The sequence below is a fragment of the Actinoplanes sp. NPDC051388 genome (genome assembly GCF_055586225.1).
In genome coordinates, this window is record NZ_JBVJIP010000004.1 from 408,712 (window position 1) to 425,710 (window position 16,999).

Genomic DNA, 16,999 nt, shown 5'->3' on the forward strand with positions numbered 1-16,999 from the left:
GCTTCGCTCTTGCGCTCCTTAGCCGAGTACAGCGCACCTGATCACCGTCAGGCGACCAGTTCGACGTGACCCGGCCGTGAGCCGGTTTCCGGTGGACACCGGGCCACCCCGGCTTTGGTGCGGGCGGCGACTGTCGGCGGTTATGCGCCGAGGATCTGGTACTCGCCGCCGCAGGACTCGGCCAGTGTGGGGCCGAAAAGCGCGGCCGGGGTGTACGCGCCCGGCCTGCTCTGTCCGTCGAGCAGCCGGCGAACCACCTCGGCCGGCACCGCACCCGTCCAGGCCTGGGCCTCGCCGACGCGCAGCCAGCCCTCGCGCGTGCTGCCGTCCGCCCACTCGATGACGGCGTGGCCCCACGAGTGCTCGCGCGGCTTCGGTGCCGCCTTGAACCGCACCGCGGCAAGCCGCCGGCGCGCGAAGGCGCGGACCGGCCCGATGTTAAGCAGCGCGGTCGCCGCCGGCAGGATCGCGCGTGCGACCGGCGATGCCGGGGCCTCGCTGGACGCGGAGACCACGTCCGCGGCGCCGCTGGCCCGCTGGGCGGCCATCAGCTCGCCGAGGGGCATGCTCGCCGTGGTGACGGTCGAACCGTCTGGCAGGACGAGCCGGATCGGGTCGCCGGCGAGTTTGTCGGGCACGAGTCGGCCATCGCGGTACCGCCGGCCCTGGAACCTCCCGCCGCCCTCGACCCCTGGCAGGCCCTCCACGAGGGTGCCCGCGAGCGCGTCGCCCACGACGCCGGCCTCGACGATCAGCGACGGCACCATGTCGACTCGGACCCGCCGCGGGATCGGCCGTCCGTCGCACAGCTTCGCCACGATGCTCTCCGTGGCGGTCACGCCGAACCCGGCACCGGTGACAGCGGTGCGCCCCGCGGCCGCGAACGCGTCGCCGCGGCCGAGGGTCGCCGATACCGCGGCGAGGTCGTTGGCCAGGTCGAGATAGTCGCTTGACGGCAGACACGCGTCCAGCAGCGGCGTGGCGGTGTCGGTGAACGGCCCGATCGTGTTCACGACCACGGCCGGCCGCTCCCGCCGGATCGCGTCCGCCGTCTCGTCGACGGATCCGGCCACCACCATCGGCAAGCCGTTCGCCGCGGCCGCGAGCCGGCCGGCGTCTCGACCGACCAGTACCGGCCGGATGCCCCGGTGCTGTAGTTCGGCGGCGATCGACCGGGCGCTGCGGCCGGTCCCGCCGAGAATCCACACGTCTGTCATGGCACAGCTCCGCCCTGGTGCGGCGAGCATCCCGTTGACGACACGCCGTGTCGTGACTATATCGCCAATGACATGCCATGTCATCGTGGGTACAATTCCGGGATGGCACGATGGCAACCCAACGCGCGCGAGCGGCTGCAGCAGGCTGCCCTCGAGCTCTTCGCCGAACAGGGCTTCGCCGCGACCACGGTGCCGGCGATCACCGCGCGGGCAGGCCTGACGACGCGCACCTTCTTCCGGCATTTCGCCGACAAGCGCGAGGTGCTCTTCGCCGACGAGGCCGAACTGCCCGCATACACCGAACAGCTCGTCGCCGAGGCGCCTGCCGACACCAGCCCGCTGGCCATCATCCTGGAGGGTCTGCGTGCCGTCGCCGAGGCTCGGTTCGAGGGCCGTAAGGACACCATCCGGCAGTGGCGCGCCATCGTCGCGACCGACGCCGGCCTGCACGAGCGTGAGCTGCAGAAGCGGGCCGCGCTGGCCACCGCGATGCGGAACGGTTTCCACGCCCGCGGCCTCGATCCGACCCGGGCCGCATTGCTCGCCGAGACGTCGGCGACCCTGATGTACGTGTCGGTCACCGCATGGCTCGAGACCGACGACGACCGCAGGCTCTACGACATCATCGAAACCGCCCTCGCCACGCTGCGGGCAACCCTCGATGCGTAGTGCGGTCTCCGGTGATCCCCACGGTCCGGACTGTGCTCGCAATCTCGAGGCCCTCGAAAAATGCTTCGAGACCGTCAGACATCGACCCCACCGACCGTCGTCGGACTTCCGTGGTGCCCTGAACAGCGGCAGCCACCCCGGACACGAAGCGCGACCATGATCACGCCGCAGTGTCGCCAGACTGATCCGACCCGGAACGAGGCGGTTCATCGACACGGCCCGACGAAGCCTCCCACTGACGCGGACGCCCTATCGCTTGGGATTCACCGACGTAGCCGATGCGAGGACGCTCGGCTCAGCTCCGGCGGGTAGCCTGGCCGAGGCGTCCGTCCGCGCCCAACCTTCGGCGATCCGCCCCAGCCGGGTCATCCCAGGAGGCAAAGGGAGGTCTACCTCTCGGCCGGGTCATTGTTGTCGATCGTGCGTCCGCTGCACCGGTCGCTGGGGGATCCGCGACGGGCCGCGGGAGACGAACGATGACCAAGCAGGCCGATTTCAAGAAGCGCGTGCGCGCCCGGATGGCCAAGACCGGCGAGTCCTACGCGACCGCCCGCAGCAAGGTGCTCGCCGAGCAGCCGGGCCTGCCGGTGCCCGCCGACCAGACGATGCTCGCAGCTCTGCACGTGAGCAACGGCGATAGCACGGATCTGGCCGGGACCGGGCTCGCGTCGCGGGTGTTGTACTGGCGCGACTCGCTCCACGAGGGACCGGTGCCGGCCGTGGGCGCCAAGGAATTGCGCCGGATCAGAGCCGCCTTCCTTGTCGGGGCGGGCGTGGACGACCACGCGGAGGGGCCAGACATGTTCGCCGGGCGCGACCGGAGTCTGGCGGCCAACCGCGACGGCGAGTACGTGCTGTGGTTCGAGGCGGATCTCTACGACCAGCTCCAGATCATCCAGATCCTCGCTCGCCTTGCCGACCTCGGCGTGCCGGCGCCACGCATCACGCTGATCTGCATCGGTGAACACGCCGGCATCGCCCGCTTCGGCGGTCTCGGGGAGCTGAGCGCCGAGCAACTCCGCGCACTGCCCGCAACGAACGCGTGCGCCCAGCTCACACCCGCTGCGCTCCAGGTCGCTACCGATGCGTGGGCCGCTTTCCGGGCGCCGACGCCAGACCGGCTGTCCGCCATCGCCGGCAGCCGATCGCGTGAGTTGCGCTTCCTGGCAGAGGCGTTCGACCGGCTCAGCAGGGAGTATCCGTCGACCCGCGACGGGTTGTCGCTGACCGAACGGCGGATCCTGGCCGCGGTCGCCGACGGTGCCGCCGCGGCGGGCCCGGCGTTCGTCCGCGCCGCCGCGCGAGAAACCCGCCCGTACCTGGCAGACACCTGGTCATACGCCATGATGGACCGGATGTCACACGCCCCGGTCCCACTCCTTGATGCCGACCCGGCGGACCGTCCGGTTGACCACGAAACCAGCCTCCGCCTGACGGACACCGGAGCACGGGTGCTCACCGGCGCGGCGGACCACGTGACACTCAACGGCATCGACCGTTGGATCGGTGGGGTGCACCTACGCGGGCACCACGTGCCCTGGCGCTGGAACGATGCAACCGAGACCATCACACACACCTGACCGAACCCAGTATCGGCAGGTTGACCATCGACTGCTGGGCAGTGCTTTGAAATTCAGGCGCGGGCGCCCCGCATCGCTTCCACCAACGCCGTGCGTACGGGTTCGTGGATGAGCGGCGGCAACTCCTCAGACCGGAACCAGCGAATCTCGTCGTGTTCATCGGGAGCGACGTTTGTCGGTGCCCCCTCCCACTCGGCGACAAGCCAGGCGCTGAGGCGCACGTGCTGCTCTCCGCGGCCGACCTCCAGCCGAGACAGGTGGATTGCCGAGCCTGTTGTTATCCGCACGCCGAGCTCCTCGTGCATCTCCCTGGCGAGCGCGACCAGTTCTGTCTCGCCGGCGTCGATGTGTCCGCCGGGCAGATCCCACACGTCCGGGTAGACATGGCGATTCGGACTTCGGTGGACGAGCAGGACTTGACCTTCGCGAACTAGCGCTGCGGTGACGATCTCGGGCATGGGCGGGATTGTGGCACGACCCTCCGACAGAACGTCCGCAACTGCCGCCGACAAGACGCGCGAGCCGGCTGCTGGGCGCTGCCACCACCGGCTAGGTGCAGCGGGCCGCGCGACGGTCCGTAGCGTTGCTATGCGGAGGCTCTCAGGGGCTCGAGGGCGGCCAGGACGAGGTCGAGGCCGAAGATGAACTCCTCTGCCGGGTCGTAGCCGGCAGCGACGAGCGCCGCGGCGGACTCGTTGAGGTAGGGGAACTCGTCAGGAGGAAGCTGGGGCAGGAAGACGTCCTCGGCCATGTCCGCGAACTCATCGGCGGTGTCGAACGGCAGGCTGGCTGCCTGCAAGGCGAACCCGTAGACATAGACGTCGAGCAACCAGTTGGCGTGCGTCGCCATCAGAACCGTGAAGCCAGCCCTCCTCAGACAGGCGGTGACCGCTTCGCGGTGGCGGAGGTGCGCGGGTCCCGGCGACGTCCGCGACTCCATCAGGCTGATCGCCCACGGGTGGCGAGCGAGAACCTGTCGGGCGGATACCGACCGCCGTCGCATCGCCGACTGCCAGTCGGTGTCCTCGGGCGGGAGCTCGATCTCCTCGAACACGACGTCGATCATTGCGTCCAGCAACACCTCCTTGCTCGCCACGTAGTGGTAGAGCGACATCGCGCCCACGCCGAGCGCGTCAGCCAGCCGTCGCATGCTCAGACCGTCGACCCCCTCGCCGTCGGCGAGCCGGACCGCCTCGACCACCACCCGCTGCTTGCTAAGCCCCGCGTCTGACGCGACCCGGCGTTGCTTCCTCACAGACACCGGTCCCCTCGCTCCCTTAAGCGGCTTGACAATCGTACAGCGTACGCCCATCGTACAGCGTACGACGTACAGTGTACGAACCAGGGAGAGAACCGATGACCATCCAAACGAACACCCCGCACCTGCTCGACAACCCGCCATCCGACTGAACGAAGGAGTAAGAGATGAGATCACCGGAGAACACCGCCACCACGCCAGCCCGCAGTTGGTTCGTTCGAGGCCGGCTCGTCGGCGCCGCGGCGATCGCGTTCGTGGTGTCGGTGGTGATAGAGAACGCGGTGTTGGCGGGAACGGGCGCGCCGGCCTTCGGCGCTCCGATCGAGGAAGTGCTGGCCTACTACGCGGCCAACCGCGACTCGGTCGCGATCGCGTCCGGTCAGGTGGCCCTGTACCTGCCGCTGCTGCTCGTGTTCGTGACGGGCCTGCACGGCCTCGTGGAGCGGCGCGGCGGAGCGGGCGCTGACTGGTCACGCCTCGCCTTGGCCGCCGGCGCGACGCTGTCGGCCATCTTCGTGCTTGTCAACGTCCTGCAGATCGGGCTCGCGCTCTCCGCCGGCGGGCTCGCCGAGCCGACGCCCGCGTTCGAGCTCGTCTGGCAGGTTCACGCGGCAGCGTTCGCGCTGGCGCTGCCGATGCTCGGCACCACCTTCCTCGGCGCGGCCCTCGCCACGCACGCGAGCGGGCTGACTCCGACTTGGCAGCGCCTGCTGGGCCTGGTGGGCGGGAGCCTGCTCCTCGCCGCGGGGCTCGGCAACCTCGCGATCGCCGACGGCTCGGCGCTGATCTTCGTCGGGCTCCTAGGGTTCGCCACCTGGCTCGTCTGGCTGCTCGCGACCGGCGTGCGCCTCGTCCGGTCGTGACCGAGATGAGGGCGGCGCCGAGGTCGCGCCGGCTGCCCTCGTCGGTGATGGGGCTCGAGGCGGGCCAGAGATCGCGCCTTGGGCGACGCGGCGTCGCGGGTCACCACCCGTACGGTGAATTCGCCGTCGGTCAGCAGCGCCCAGGCGACCGCGCCGCCCTCGCTGTTTCGGATCAGGCGGTGGGAGCGACGATGACGGTTTTGCCGGGCAGCTCGCCCGCGGCGGCCTGGGCGTGCACGGCCGGCAGCTCCGCGAGAGGGACCCGCTGGGCGACCTCGACGCGCAGCTCACCGGTGCTGACCCGAGCGGCCAGGTCGGCGAGTTGGTCGGCGTCGCTGCGGACGAACAGGTCGATACCGCGCACACCGCGCTCCTCGTCGGAAGGGGCCGGCATCCAGACCGTGGTATTGACGAGGGTGCCGCCGTCACGGATCAGCGTGACCAGCGCGGCCAGCTGTTCCGGAGTGACCGGTGCGAGGTTGAGTACCAGGTCGACCGGCTCGATCACCGCCGCGGTCACGTCGGTGGTGGCGTGGTCGATCACCTCGTCGGCGCCCGCGGCTTTGACACGCTCGGCGCTGCGTGGGCCGGCCGTGGCGATCACATGGGCACGGACCTCCTTGGCCAGCTGCACGGCGTATCCGCCGACCGCTCCGCCGGCGCCGTTGATCAGCACCCGCTGACCGGCGGTCAGGTTGCCGTGGTCGAACAGCGCCTGCCACGCGGTCAGGCCTACCAGCGGCAACGCCGCCGAGTCGGCCAACGGGATGTTCTTGGGTGCCCCCGTCAGGATCTCCGCCGGCGCGATCACATACTCCGCGGCCGCCCCGGCCCCGGTCATCGGCAGGAAGCCGATCACCCGGTCGCCGACCGCGACGTCGTCCACGCCGTCACCGAGCGCGTCGACCGTGCCGGCGACGTCGATGCCGGGACTGTGTGGCAGCTCGACCGGGATCGGGCCCTGCATGTATCCCGCGCGGATGTTGCCGTCGACGCCGTTGAACGACGTCGCGGCGACGCGGATCCGGACCTGGCCGGCGCCGGGGACGGGCTGCGCGACGTCTTCGTAGCGCAGGACCTCGGGACCGCCGAACTCGTGAAAACGCACTGCCTTCATTGCTGCACCTGCTTCCGTTTGCGCCGTCGATGTGCTCCGAACTTGAAGCAATACCGACGCAGAGGTTGCGGCATTGCTTCGAGTTGCGAAGGCGTCCAGCCCCGGCGTCACCAGGGCCGCCCGGAGGCTGCCACTGGGTCCGCGGTGGCTGGAGACGTCACTAAACTTCGCAGGATCCGGCGCGGTTAGCCTGGGCCGGGCTGGCCCACCTTGATGATGGTCGGCTCCCCGGCGTCGCCGACGATCTCAGCGAGACGCGCCGCATCGGCCGAGCCCGGCGCCGCGGTGAGCACCAGAGCGGCCAGATCGTCGCCCGGGATGGCGAGCAGGCTGCCGACGAGCGTGACGGAGCCGCCCTCCGGATGAATGAACGTGGCACTACTCTCGTAGGCCGCCACCGGTCGCGGCGTGCGCCACAAGGTGTCGAACAGGCGGCTTCGGCTCCGCATCTCGTCCACCAGCGCGGCAAGCGACGCGTCGGCGGGATAACGCAACAGCGCGCTCTTCAGGCGGGCAACGAGGATCGCCTGATGATCGGTTGCGTCAGCCGCGGACTGCTGGAAACGACTGAACGGATCGCAGAAGCTACGCCAGGCGATGTTCCACTCCCACGGGTCCCCGGTGGGAACCCAATGCCCCAGGGCCATGAACGCACTGTTCACGGCGATCAAATTCATCGCCGCGTCGGAGACGAACATCGGAGTGTCCGCGAACCGCTCCAGCAGCCGCGTCGCACCCGGACCGACTTCGTTCGGCACCTGCCCGTCCACGGCGGCGTACCCGGCCAGCGCGCAGAGCCGCTCGTACTCAGCCCGCCCGATCCGTAACGCGCGGGCGATGGCGTTCACCACCCCGGCCGAGGGATGGCTGCGCCCCTGCTCCAACCGGCGTACGTAGTCCGCAGACATTCCCGCGAGCTCGCCGAGCTCCTCCCGCCGTAACCCTTGCACCCGCCGACGGCCGACCGGTAGCCCGACAGCAACAGGGGCTGTGCTCAGCCGCAACTGGCGCACCGCGGCGCCGAACTCGTGACGTTCCACGGCCCAAGTGTGCCTGGACAGTCCAGACATAGCAGCTAGTGGCGGCCTTGGCGTGCAGTGCCACGGCCGGCCGACCGGCGTTATGGCGTCTTCTCCACATACAGTCGTATTGACTGAAGTCGATCACAATTGGGCCGGACCGAACGCCTGCAACAAACCTGCAAACTCCATCTATTGAGCCTGGAAAGCGCTTTCCTTAGGCTGTGTCACATCGATGTTTCGGTTCCTGAACGGGCCCAAGGGACGCGGGAACACGCGACCGCATGCAGCGTCAGAGCAGCGGAGTAAACCACGTGCGTCACGCTCACAACCTGGGAGAAAGACCATGAGATTCAAAGCTGTTGTCGCCGCCTCCGTGATAGCGGGGGTGGTCGGCGTGTGGGCTGCCGGTTCAGCGTTCGGCGCGACCGCGCACTACGAGGCGGAAGCCTCACCGGCGGTCTGCACCGGTACGATCGACAGCAACCATTCCGGGTTCTCCGGTTCTGGTTTCTGTAACGGCGACAACGCGACGGGCGGCTACGCCCTGTTCACCGTGGCCGCCCCGGCGGCCGGTGCCGCAACGCTGGCGGTGCGTTTCGCCAACGGAACTGGCAGCAGCCGCCCCGCGGACCTGATCGTCAACGGCACGACCGTACAGTCGGTGCCGTTCGAAGGCACCAGCGCCTGGAACACCTGGGCGACCAAGACGTTGACCGTCAACGTGAATGCGGGCAACAACACGGTCCGGCTCAGCCCCACCAGTTCGGCAGGCCTGGCGAACATCGACTACATCGACCTGACGACGGGCGACACACCACCGCCCTCCACTCCCCCGCCGGGCAACGCGCTGTACGTGTCGCCGACCGGCACCGACGACGCCGCCGGCACGCAGGCGAATCCGACGACGCTCACCTCCGCGATCACCCGCGTCTCCGCCGGCGGCACGATCTACCTGCGCGGTGGGACGTACCGGTACTCGCAGACCGTCACTGTCGCGCAGGGCAACAACGGCACCTCCAGCGCCCGCAAGAACCTGTACGCCTACCCGGGTGAGACTCCGGTGCTGAACTTCTCCGCACAGAGCGAGGACCCGGCCAACCGCGGGCTCGCCGTGGGCGGGTCGTTCTGGCACATCCGCGGCATCGTCGTCGAACGGGCCGGCGACAACGGCATCCTGCTGGGCGGCAGCAACAACATCATCGAGCGCACGATCACCCGCTTCAACCGCGACAGTGGCCTGCAGCTCTCGCGGCTGATCGCCGACGCGCCCAGCGCCCAGTGGCCGTCCAACAACCTCATCCTGAGCGCGGAGTCGCACGACAACGCAGATTCCGACGGCGAGGATGCCGACGGCTTCGCCCCGAAACTCACTGTCGGATCCGGCAACGTGTTCCGATACACCGTGTCCCACAACAACATCGACGACGGCTACGACCTCTACACCAAGTCGGACACCGGGGCCATCGGTGCGGTGACCATCGAGGACTCCCTGGCCTACAACAACGGCACGCTCAGCAACGGCGGTCAGGCCGGCAACGGTGACCGCAACGGTTTCAAGCTCGGCGGTGAGGACATCGCGGTCAACCACGTCGTCCGCCGCACGATCGCCTTCGGGAACGGCCAGCACGGGTTCACCTACAACCGCAACCCCGGCACGATGACGATCTCGAACAACCTGTCCATCAACAACACCGAACGCAACTTCAACTTCGACGCCGGCAGCTCAGTCTTCCGTAACAACACCTCATGCGACAGCGGCTCGAACGACAGAATCGTCGGCAACAGCGACAGCTCGAACCAATTCTGGGCTGGCTCCAACGGATCCCGCTGCGCCACCTACAGCGGCGCTCTCGCCTGGTCCTTCGCGGCGGACGGCCGTCTCGTGGTCACCCTCGGCGGCAGGCCGGTAACACTGTAAGTAGGCCGTCTCGCGGCACCTCGGCCGGCCCATCCGCTGCGTGTGGATGCGCCGGCCGACCCGCTGCAGCACTCACGATGGCCGGATGAGGCGGCATCTCGTCGTTCGGCATCGACAGCTGGGGTCAGGTGGTGACGACGCGGTTGCGACCGGCTCGCTTGGCGTCGTACAAGGCCTCGTCGGCCATCTTGATCAGGCTGTCCGGCTGGGCGCCGGTCGCCGGAGCGATCGCGGTGACGCCCGCGCTGATCGTTACGATGCCTCCGTCGGACAGCGTGTGCGGTTCGCGGAGCTCGGCCACCGCCAGGCGGGCCCGTTCGGCGACCTGACAGGCGCCTGCGAGGTTGGTCCCGGGCATGATGATCGAGAACTCCTCGCCGCCGTATCGGGCCACCACGTCGGTGCCGCGTACGCTGGCGGCCAAGGCTCTCGCCACCCGCCGCAGGCACTCATCGCCGCCCTGGTGGCCGTAGCGGTCGTTGTACATCTTGAAGTTGTCGATGTCGATCATCGCCAGGCCGATCGGCTCGCCGGATCGCAGGGCTCGCAGCCACTCGGCCTCGAGCGCCTCGGTGAGCCGCCGGCGGTTGGCCAAGCCGGTCAGCGGGTCCGTCAGAGTCAGCTGCTCGAGCCGGGAGTTCGCCTCCGCCAGCTCCTCGGTGCGCTCGGCGACCTTGCGCTCCAGCGAGGCGTAGACCAGCGCGTTGTCGAGCGAGACGGTGAGCTGACCGGCGACTAGCAGCACCGAGTCCAACCGGCCGGTGGTGAAGGCCTGCCGTGTCAGCCTGTTCTCCAGGACCAACATCGCCTTGGGTACGCCCTGGCTCAGCACCGGGACGACGAGGAGCGAGCAGTGGTCGAGGCCGGTGAAGTACGGGTCGCGGGCGACCCGGTCGTCGCGCGAGGCATCCTCGACCAGCATCGGCTCGCCGGTGCGCTCCGCGTAACGCACGGCGGTGAGCGGCAGCAAGCCGGCAGCCTCGGCCGCGGGGAGCGCGGGACGGCCGATGACCGCGTCGGCGGGCAGGATCCACCCGCCGCCCGCCTCGTCCCGCAGCAGCACCCGTACCGCGGTGGCGCCGGTCATCGCACTGAGCACCTGCTCGACCCGCAGGCGCAGCCGGTCGAGGTCGGTCTCCGAGCTCAGCGCCCGGGCGGCCTCCAGCACGGCGAGCAGGTCGATCACCCCCGTGGAGACGTTGAGACTGCTCGACGTGGTCAGCGCTCCGGGGTCGCCGGTCCGGGCGGGCGCCGCTGCCAGGAATCCGTTGTCGCGCTCCAGCTGGCGGGTCTTACCGATCGCGCCCCATCGGGCGTACGCACCCCACGCATCCGATAACAGCCGATCGCCCGTGTGCTCCATGCCAACGCCATGGAAGAAGCTCGCGGCCCGCTCACAGATCAGGCCGGCGTGCCAGGCACGGCGGGCCACCGAGGCGTCCGCCACGGCGGCGTCGTAGGCGGCCGCCGCGGCGGCGAAGTCCCCGGCCAGCACCGCGTCCTCGGCCGAGGCGAGACGCAGCAGATGCCGGAAGTTTCCGGGCTGATCGGCCGCCCTGGCGGCCAGGAAGTCCCGGCTCGTGCGAAGGTCGGCGATCGCGGCCTCCCGCTCGGCGCCGCTCGCCGTGCGGGCCCGGTGGGCGGCCCCGAGCACAGCCAGGATGTGCGCCGTCGCGTTGCCGTAGGTCGCGGTGATGACCGGCAGCAGCGGCACCGCCGCCGCCGCGTGGCGGGCGAGTGCCGAGTCGTCGCCGAAGACCGCCGCGGCCAAAGCCCGCACGATGTGGAAGTTCACCAGCGCGGTCGGGTTCGCGGCCGCCGCCTCAAGGTGGGACTCCTCGTCGAAGGTGTCGTCGGTGAACCGGCCCGGGCCGGCGGTCTCGCCGCGCAGGGCCCGACACAGCTGACGGTAGGAGACGAAGGCCGCGCCGGCGTGGTCGTAGCCGATCCGATCGCACAGTGCCAGGGCCGCGTCCACCTCGGCGTCGAGCACGTCCAGGTCGGGACCGCAGTCGACCAGGTGGGGCAGCGTCACGTAGTAGGTGGAAGCCGCGTTCTGGAGGTCGCCGCCGCGCAGCAGCCCGTCGTGAGCCTCGCGCCCCAGGCGCACGCCGTGCTCGACAGGCTCGAACCACGCGATCGTGCTGAGGGCGTGCAGGAACTTCGCCTGCGACGTGTCCGGCTCGTACCCGCGGGCCTCGCTGACCGCGATCACCCGGCGCGTGGCCTGGTATCCCGCCGCGTAGTCGCCGCGCACCGGGATCGTGACGAAGCTGACGTGGGCGAACGGCCCGACCAGTTCGGCCGCGGCGCCGTGCCGGATCCACACCTCGCCCGCCCTCATCACCAGCCAGGCGAACGTCACCTTGTCGGAGAAGAACGCGGGCGGCATCAGCCGGTTGATCACCCGGGCGACGGCGAGCAGGCGGGGGTCGGTGAAGTCGGGCCGGCGCAGGTCGTCCTCGGCGTCGCCGTCGGCCAGCCACGCGTACAGCGTCTCCACGCCCGCGCCGATCTCCGCGCCCATCTCGGCGGGCGCCGGCACCGGCACGCCGAGCCGCGGGAGCAGGTCGAGCCCGAGGCGGACCGCCTCCACGACCATCCCGCGGTTGGTGTAACCGACGATCTGCGCGCAGACCGTTCCGGCGTGCCGCACCGGATCCTGTCCGGCCGCCTCCAGCACCTCGAATACGACGTCGGCCTCGGCGAACCGGCCGAGTCCGCACAGCGCGACGTGCCACTCCGCCTGGACGGCACGGTAGTTGTCGTCGGAGGGGTCGAGGAGGTCGAGAGCCGCGGCGAGGAACGTCTCGGCGGCGACGTGGTTGCTGACCATCCGGGCGGTGGTGGCGGCGCTGCGCAGCAGGCCGGCAACGGTGTGCCGCTCGGCCACGTCGGTGAGCAGGTCCAGGGCCGGCAGGTACTGCTGGGCGGCCGCCGCCGCGTACCGCGGATCGGCCGCGAGTCGGCGGGCGACATCGAGGCCGAGCCGTGCCCGGGCGGACGCGCTCAGCCGCCCGTACGCGGCCTGCTGCACCCGGTCGTGCCGGAAGCTCACCACCGGGATCCCCTCCCGGCTCACCACCACCAGGCCGTCCTCGGCCGCTGGCAGCAGGCCGAGGCCGACAGCACCGGCCGGCAGACCGGACGCCATCCGCAGCAGCTCGACCTCGACCTCGCCGCCGAGGCAGGCCATCACCTCGAGCAGCTCGCGGCTCGCCGGCGGCAGCTGCTCGATCCGGCTGCTGAGCAGGTCGACCACGTCGCCGCGGCCCACGAACCGGCGCAGCGTTCCCGGATCCCACCGCCAGCCCTCCCCGTCGGGCACCAGGGCGCCCTCCCGACGCAGGGCGTTGACCAGCTCGACCGTGTCGAACGGGTTCCCCGCGGTGCGGGCCGCCAACAGCTCGGCCAGCGGCGCCGCCTCGGGGCCGGGCAGCCGCAACATCTCGGCGAGCAGCTCGCCGAGGTCGCCCGGCAGGAGGTTGTCCAGCCGAATCTCCCGGCCGGCCTGCCGGAGCCTGTTGTGGATGGGCGTGAGCGGGTGCGCCTCGTCCACCTCCGCCTCGCGGAACGCGCCGAGCACCAGCACGCCGGGCAGATCGGGCTCGTCGAGCACGGCATCGAGGAAGCCGAATGCGGTCGGCGCGGCCCACTGCAGGTCGTCGAGGAAGAACACGACCGGATGCGTGCTGCTCGCGATGGCCCGCAGCAGGCCCAGGCCCATCTGGCGAATCCGGGCCCCAACCGTCCGAGTGTCGTCGGTTTCCTCCTCGGCCGGCACGCCCAGCAGCGCCGCGAACGGCGGGAACAGAGCGGCGGCCAGCCCGGCGGTGGCGCCGAGCTCCACGAGCAGGCGCGCGCGCAGCCGGGCCACCTCCTCCTCGGGCTCGGCGAGCAACTGGACGCCGAGCGCCGTGAACGCCTGCCCGACGGCGTCCGCACCCAGGTCGCGACGGTACTGGTCGAACTTGCCGCTGACGAACCGGCCGCCGGCCGCCGCCGCAGCAGGGCGGAGCCGGGCGATGAGCGCGGTCTTGCCGACCCCGGGCGGACCGGTGACCAGGGCTACGCATCGGTGGCCGGTGACCACCTCGGCGAACAGGGCGCGCAGGGTCGCGAGCGGCTCGTCGCGGCCGATGAGCCGGGTCGGCGGTGCCAGCCGCATCGGGAAGTCCCGCTCGCCGAGCGGGAACCCGCCGGCGCCGTCGCGCAGCCGGGCGAGGTCGTAGGCGAGCCCTTCACCGCTTTGGTACCGCCGATCCGGTTCCTTCGCGAGCAGTCGCATCGTGATCTCGGACAGCAGAGCCGGAACGTCGGGATTCAGCTCGGCGGGCGGCACCGGCATGCGGGCAAGATGATCATGCACCAGGCTCAGCGGATCGGCGTCCCGGCCGAACGGCGGCCGGCCGGTCTCGAGCTCGTACAGGGTCGCGCCGAGCGCGTAGAGATCAGCCCGGTGGTCGACCGGCCGGCCAGTGCGCCCGGTCTGTTCGGGCGCCAGATAGGGCAGCGTCCCGGCCAGTCCCTCCTCGAGAACCGTGGCGAACCGATCCTCGGCCATCATGGTGGACAGCTCGAAGTCGATCAGCATGGGCTGCCCCTCGGGCGCCGGCCGCCCGTCCACCAGCGGGACCAGGATGTTCGCAGGGCTCACGTCGCGGTGCACCACGCCCTGCCGGTGGACCGCCGCGAGCGTGGTCGCCAGCCGGTGAGCAAGGAGGAGCAAAGGTCCCACGTCCCACGGCAAGGGCAACGCGGCCAGCGGCCCGACCGGCGTGTCGGCGTAGGCGAGCGTGCCGTCCGGCGCCTCCGGAACCAACCGCGGAATGCCGTCGATCCCGTCGAGACGGCGCAGCATCGCCAGCTCGTTGCGGAGCCGTCCGGCCGCGCCGAGCCCGAGGGGCTCCTTACGGATGATCGGGGCGGAGCCGTCGGCGGGATGAATCCGGACGACCCTGGTGCGCTTGCTGTCGTGCAGCACTTCCTCGATGGCGCTCACAAGGAACTGTTCGGCCGGGTGGGCGGTTCGGCTGAGCCGACCCGCTTCCAGCCCGAAGAACGCTATCCGGTGGAGGTCAGTCCCGGATGACGACCGTCTTGCCGCGCAGGTCCGCCCACGCCTTCGGCGCGTCGGCCCAGTCGACCACCGATTCGACGACCGGGCGCAGGTCCAGTCCGCCGGCCATGAGGTCGAGCACGTGCGGCAGGTCCGCGCGGGCGTTGACCCGCCCGGTCACGAACCGCACCCCGGTGCCGTACATGGCGAGCATCGGCATCGGCACCGCCCCGCCGTAGAAGATGCCGGTGTCGGTGCACACCCCGCCCGGCCAGGTGCGGGTCACCGTCGCCGCAAGGGCCTCCGGCCGCGCCGACGTCGAGACCGTCACCGGGTACGGCGTCCAGGCGGCGTCGGGTTCGATCCGGTCGTGCACGGTGGCACCGAGCCGCGCAGCAGCCGCGAGCCGCTGCGGATCGGTGTCGACGTAGTCCACCGTAGCGCCGAGGGCGACCGCCGTTGCGGTCGCATACACCCCGATCGACAGCCCACCCGTCACGAGGACCCGACGGTCGCCGGGGTCGAGTGCGGCGAGTTCGTCCGCGTACGGGCCGACACACCGCCAGCCGTCCGGGATGTTGTCCGACAGCGAGGCGGCGGCGATCGGGTCCACTGTAGACGGGAGTGGGAGGAGCATCGCGTCCGCGTACGGCACGGCCACCAGGTCGGCGAGGAACCCGCCGCCGTCCAGCCCGGCGATGGTGCCGAGTCCGTACATCGCGCGCGCCGGTAGCGATCCGCACGAACCGGTCAGGCCGCGCCGGCACTCGCGGCAAGTGCCGCAACTGAGCTGGAACGGCACGATCACCCGGTCACCCGGCTGGACCGAGGTGACGGCGGAACCGACCTCGACGACCTCGGCTACACCCTCGTGGCCCTGGGCGTAGCCGGGGCTCAGGGGCGCCCGGCCCCGCGCCACCGCGACGTCGAGGTCGCAGCAGGCGACGGCGAACGGACGGACGAGGGCCTGGTCCTCGCTTCGCAGTGCCGGGTCCGGAGTCTCCCGCCAGCGGTAGTGCCCAGGTGATTCGTAGACGAGGTGCCGCATGCGTGCCTCCAACGATTGTGGAGTGACTGATACACAACACGCTAGAGCGATCGTTCTAGTATCGTCAAGGCATGCCGAGACCAGATCGCAGCCGACCCGCGCTCGTCGATGCCGCCGGCACGCTCCTGCGCCGGCAGGGCTACGCAGCGACCGGCCTGGCGCAGGTGCTCGCCGACAGCGGCGCCAGCACCGGCTCGCTGTACCACCACTTTCCCGAGGGCAAGGAGCAGTTGGCGGAGGCCGCGCTCGATGCGGCGGCGGCCGTGGTGGCGGCCTCGCTCGACCGCCTTCTGGGGTCGGCGACGGACCTCCCCGCCGCCTTCACCCGGTGGACGGACGGGCTGGCCGCGGCACTGGCGGCGGACCCGCGCGACGGCTGTCCGGTCGCGCCGGTGGCGCTCGAATCCGTACACGCGGGTCCACGGCTGCGGGCGGCCGCGGCGCGGGCGTTCGCGCTGTGGCGCGACGTGCTGGCCGGGCACCTGCGCCGGGCCGGTGCCCGCCCGGCCGACGCGGATGACGACGCCACCGCGGTCCTCGCCCTGATCGAGGGTGCGCTGCTGCTCGCGCGGACCGCGGGCGACCCGGCGCCGCTGCGTGTCGCGGGCCGGGCCGCGGCCCGCCTGATCGGCTGAACGGGCCGGGCGGCCCACCAGGCGGTGCCCGGCGGCAAGGGCGGTGGGAGTCCTCGCGTCAGTCCTCGCGGAAGACGAAGACGCCCCGGCCTTGTGCCTGGGCCGCGGCGAGCAGGCCGATGAGGTCGTCGAGCTCCTCCTGCTGCAGGAACTGCTCGTCGATCGAATCGTCCGTGCGCAGACGCGAGAACCCGGTCAGGTAGTGCGCGGTCCGCTCGGGGTCGTGCCAACCGACGGCCGGCGTGCCGTGGGGCGACATCGGCAAGTCGAGTGGGTTCTCTCCGTCCCAGACGAATTTCCACAGCAACGGTGTCTCGTCCTCGTCCTCGTACATCTCCACGTCGGCGTGGACCGAGCACAGATGGCGGCAGACCCGCTCGAACGCCCAGATGAGCACGTCACCGTTGTCCGACACGAACGTGCGAGGATCGCGGACGTAGGTGCGCTCAACGAGCATCCGCAGCGCCTCCGACTCGGGTGCTGCCAGTGGTCGGTCAGCTGCGGCGACGATGTCCTGCACGGCCGTGCCGTCCCGCGATTCCAGCAACTGAGTGACCTGGCCGAGGTCGCAAACGTAGACGGTCATGACTTTGGAACCCACGCTGTTCTCCTC

The 16,999-nt window shown here is 70.6% G+C and carries 13 protein-coding genes; 5 read left to right on the forward strand and 8 right to left on the reverse strand.

All coding sequences use genetic code 11. The annotated features are described in order from the left end of the window. Positions 1-140 precede the first annotated feature (140 nt). Positions 141-1,217 carry a saccharopine dehydrogenase family protein gene (locus ACZ6TI_RS13635; protein ID WP_465345341.1) on the reverse strand — a complete coding sequence of 359 codons (1,077 nt, stop codon included), beginning with the start codon at positions 1,215-1,217 and terminating at the stop codon, positions 141-143. A 102-nt stretch (positions 1,218-1,319) separates the two neighbouring features. On the opposite strand from ACZ6TI_RS13635, the gene ACZ6TI_RS13640 reads away from it, so the two are divergent. After that, positions 1,320-1,886 carry a TetR/AcrR family transcriptional regulator gene (locus ACZ6TI_RS13640; RefSeq protein ID WP_465345342.1) on the forward strand — a complete coding sequence of 189 codons (567 nt, stop codon included), beginning with the start codon at positions 1,320-1,322 and terminating at the stop codon, positions 1,884-1,886. Between the two features lie 476 nt (positions 1,887-2,362). After that, entirely contained in the window at positions 2,363-3,466 is a 1,104-nt protein-coding gene (locus ACZ6TI_RS13645; RefSeq protein WP_465345343.1) for a hypothetical protein, read from the forward strand. A 53-nt stretch (positions 3,467-3,519) separates the two neighbouring features. Here the strand turns inward: ACZ6TI_RS13645 and ACZ6TI_RS13650 are convergent, their stop codons facing one another. Then, positions 3,520-3,924 (reverse strand): NUDIX domain-containing protein, encoded by a 405-nt coding sequence (locus ACZ6TI_RS13650; protein ID WP_465345344.1) that lies wholly within the window; start codon positions 3,922-3,924, stop codon positions 3,520-3,522. Between the two features lie 128 nt (positions 3,925-4,052). Then, a complete protein-coding gene (locus ACZ6TI_RS13655) occupies positions 4,053-4,667 on the reverse strand; it encodes a TetR/AcrR family transcriptional regulator (protein WP_465345345.1) in 615 nt (204 codons plus the stop codon). A gap of 224 nt (positions 4,668-4,891) precedes the next feature. On the opposite strand from ACZ6TI_RS13655, the gene ACZ6TI_RS13660 reads away from it, so the two are divergent. After that, the gene (locus ACZ6TI_RS13660; protein WP_465345346.1) at positions 4,892-5,587 is read left to right on the forward strand and encodes a hypothetical protein; all 696 of its coding nucleotides are present in this window, start codon (positions 4,892-4,894) and stop codon (positions 5,585-5,587) included. Between the two features lie 172 nt (positions 5,588-5,759). Here the strand turns inward: ACZ6TI_RS13660 and ACZ6TI_RS13665 are convergent, their stop codons facing one another. Together ACZ6TI_RS13665 and ACZ6TI_RS13670 are read right to left on the reverse strand one after the other, a co-directional pair. After that, positions 5,760-6,704 (reverse strand): NADP-dependent oxidoreductase, encoded by a 945-nt coding sequence (locus ACZ6TI_RS13665; protein ID WP_465345347.1) that lies wholly within the window; start codon positions 6,702-6,704, stop codon positions 5,760-5,762. A gap of 185 nt (positions 6,705-6,889) precedes the next feature. Next, complete coding sequence (locus ACZ6TI_RS13670; protein WP_465345348.1) at positions 6,890-7,744, reverse strand: helix-turn-helix domain-containing protein; 855 nt, start codon at positions 7,742-7,744, stop codon at positions 6,890-6,892. 325 nt (positions 7,745-8,069) lie between these two features. Here ACZ6TI_RS13670 and ACZ6TI_RS13675 point away from each other — a divergent pair, with 325 nt between their 5' ends. Next, complete coding sequence (locus tag ACZ6TI_RS13675; protein ID WP_465345349.1) at positions 8,070-9,644, forward strand: carbohydrate-binding protein; 1,575 nt, start codon at positions 8,070-8,072, stop codon at positions 9,642-9,644. A gap of 124 nt (positions 9,645-9,768) precedes the next feature. On the opposite strand, the gene ACZ6TI_RS13680 is transcribed toward ACZ6TI_RS13675, so the two are convergent. Both ACZ6TI_RS13680 and ACZ6TI_RS13685 read right to left on the reverse strand, forming a co-directional pair. Further along, on the reverse strand, positions 9,769-14,646 hold the full coding sequence (locus tag ACZ6TI_RS13680) for a diguanylate cyclase (protein ID WP_465345350.1): 4,878 nt from the start codon (positions 14,644-14,646) through the stop codon (positions 9,769-9,771). Between the two features lie 76 nt (positions 14,647-14,722). Beyond that, on the reverse strand, positions 14,723-15,751 hold the full coding sequence (locus tag ACZ6TI_RS13685) for an alcohol dehydrogenase catalytic domain-containing protein (RefSeq protein ID WP_465345351.1): 1,029 nt from the start codon (positions 15,749-15,751) through the stop codon (positions 14,723-14,725). Between the two features lie 71 nt (positions 15,752-15,822). Here ACZ6TI_RS13685 and ACZ6TI_RS13690 point away from each other — a divergent pair, with 71 nt between their 5' ends. Next, a complete protein-coding gene (locus ACZ6TI_RS13690) occupies positions 15,823-16,386 on the forward strand; it encodes a TetR/AcrR family transcriptional regulator (RefSeq protein ID WP_465345352.1) in 564 nt (187 codons plus the stop codon). A gap of 58 nt (positions 16,387-16,444) precedes the next feature. Here the strand turns inward: ACZ6TI_RS13690 and ACZ6TI_RS13695 are convergent, their stop codons facing one another. Next, on the reverse strand, positions 16,445-16,972 hold the full coding sequence (locus tag ACZ6TI_RS13695) for a DUF7691 family protein (RefSeq protein WP_465345353.1): 528 nt from the start codon (positions 16,970-16,972) through the stop codon (positions 16,445-16,447). Positions 16,973-16,999: the final 27 nt, after the last annotated feature.

What these genes read in the sequence shown, in the direction of transcription:
- ACZ6TI_RS13635 (WP_465345341.1), bottom strand. Translation starts at nt 1,217, where the DNA reads ATGACAGACGTGTGGATTCTCGGCGGGACCGGCCGCAGCGCCCGGTCG.
- ACZ6TI_RS13675 (WP_465345349.1), top strand. Translation starts at nt 8,070, where the DNA reads ATGAGATTCAAAGCTGTTGTCGCCGCCTCCGTGATAGCGGGGGTGGTC.
- ACZ6TI_RS13685 (WP_465345351.1), bottom strand. Translation starts at nt 15,751, where the DNA reads ATGCGGCACCTCGTCTACGAATCACCTGGGCACTACCGCTGGCGGGAG.
- ACZ6TI_RS13645 (WP_465345343.1), top strand. Translation starts at nt 2,363, where the DNA reads ATGACCAAGCAGGCCGATTTCAAGAAGCGCGTGCGCGCCCGGATGGCC.
- ACZ6TI_RS13665 (WP_465345347.1), bottom strand. Translation starts at nt 6,704, where the DNA reads ATGAAGGCAGTGCGTTTTCACGAGTTCGGCGGTCCCGAGGTCCTGCGC.
- ACZ6TI_RS13695 (WP_465345353.1), bottom strand. Translation starts at nt 16,972, where the DNA reads ATGACCGTCTACGTTTGCGACCTCGGCCAGGTCACTCAGTTGCTGGAA.
- ACZ6TI_RS13660 (WP_465345346.1), top strand. Translation starts at nt 4,892, where the DNA reads ATGAGATCACCGGAGAACACCGCCACCACGCCAGCCCGCAGTTGGTTC.
- ACZ6TI_RS13650 (WP_465345344.1), bottom strand. Translation starts at nt 3,924, where the DNA reads ATGCCCGAGATCGTCACCGCAGCGCTAGTTCGCGAAGGTCAAGTCCTG.
- ACZ6TI_RS13690 (WP_465345352.1), top strand. Translation starts at nt 15,823, where the DNA reads ATGCCGAGACCAGATCGCAGCCGACCCGCGCTCGTCGATGCCGCCGGC.
- ACZ6TI_RS13640 (WP_465345342.1), top strand. Translation starts at nt 1,320, where the DNA reads ATGGCACGATGGCAACCCAACGCGCGCGAGCGGCTGCAGCAGGCTGCC.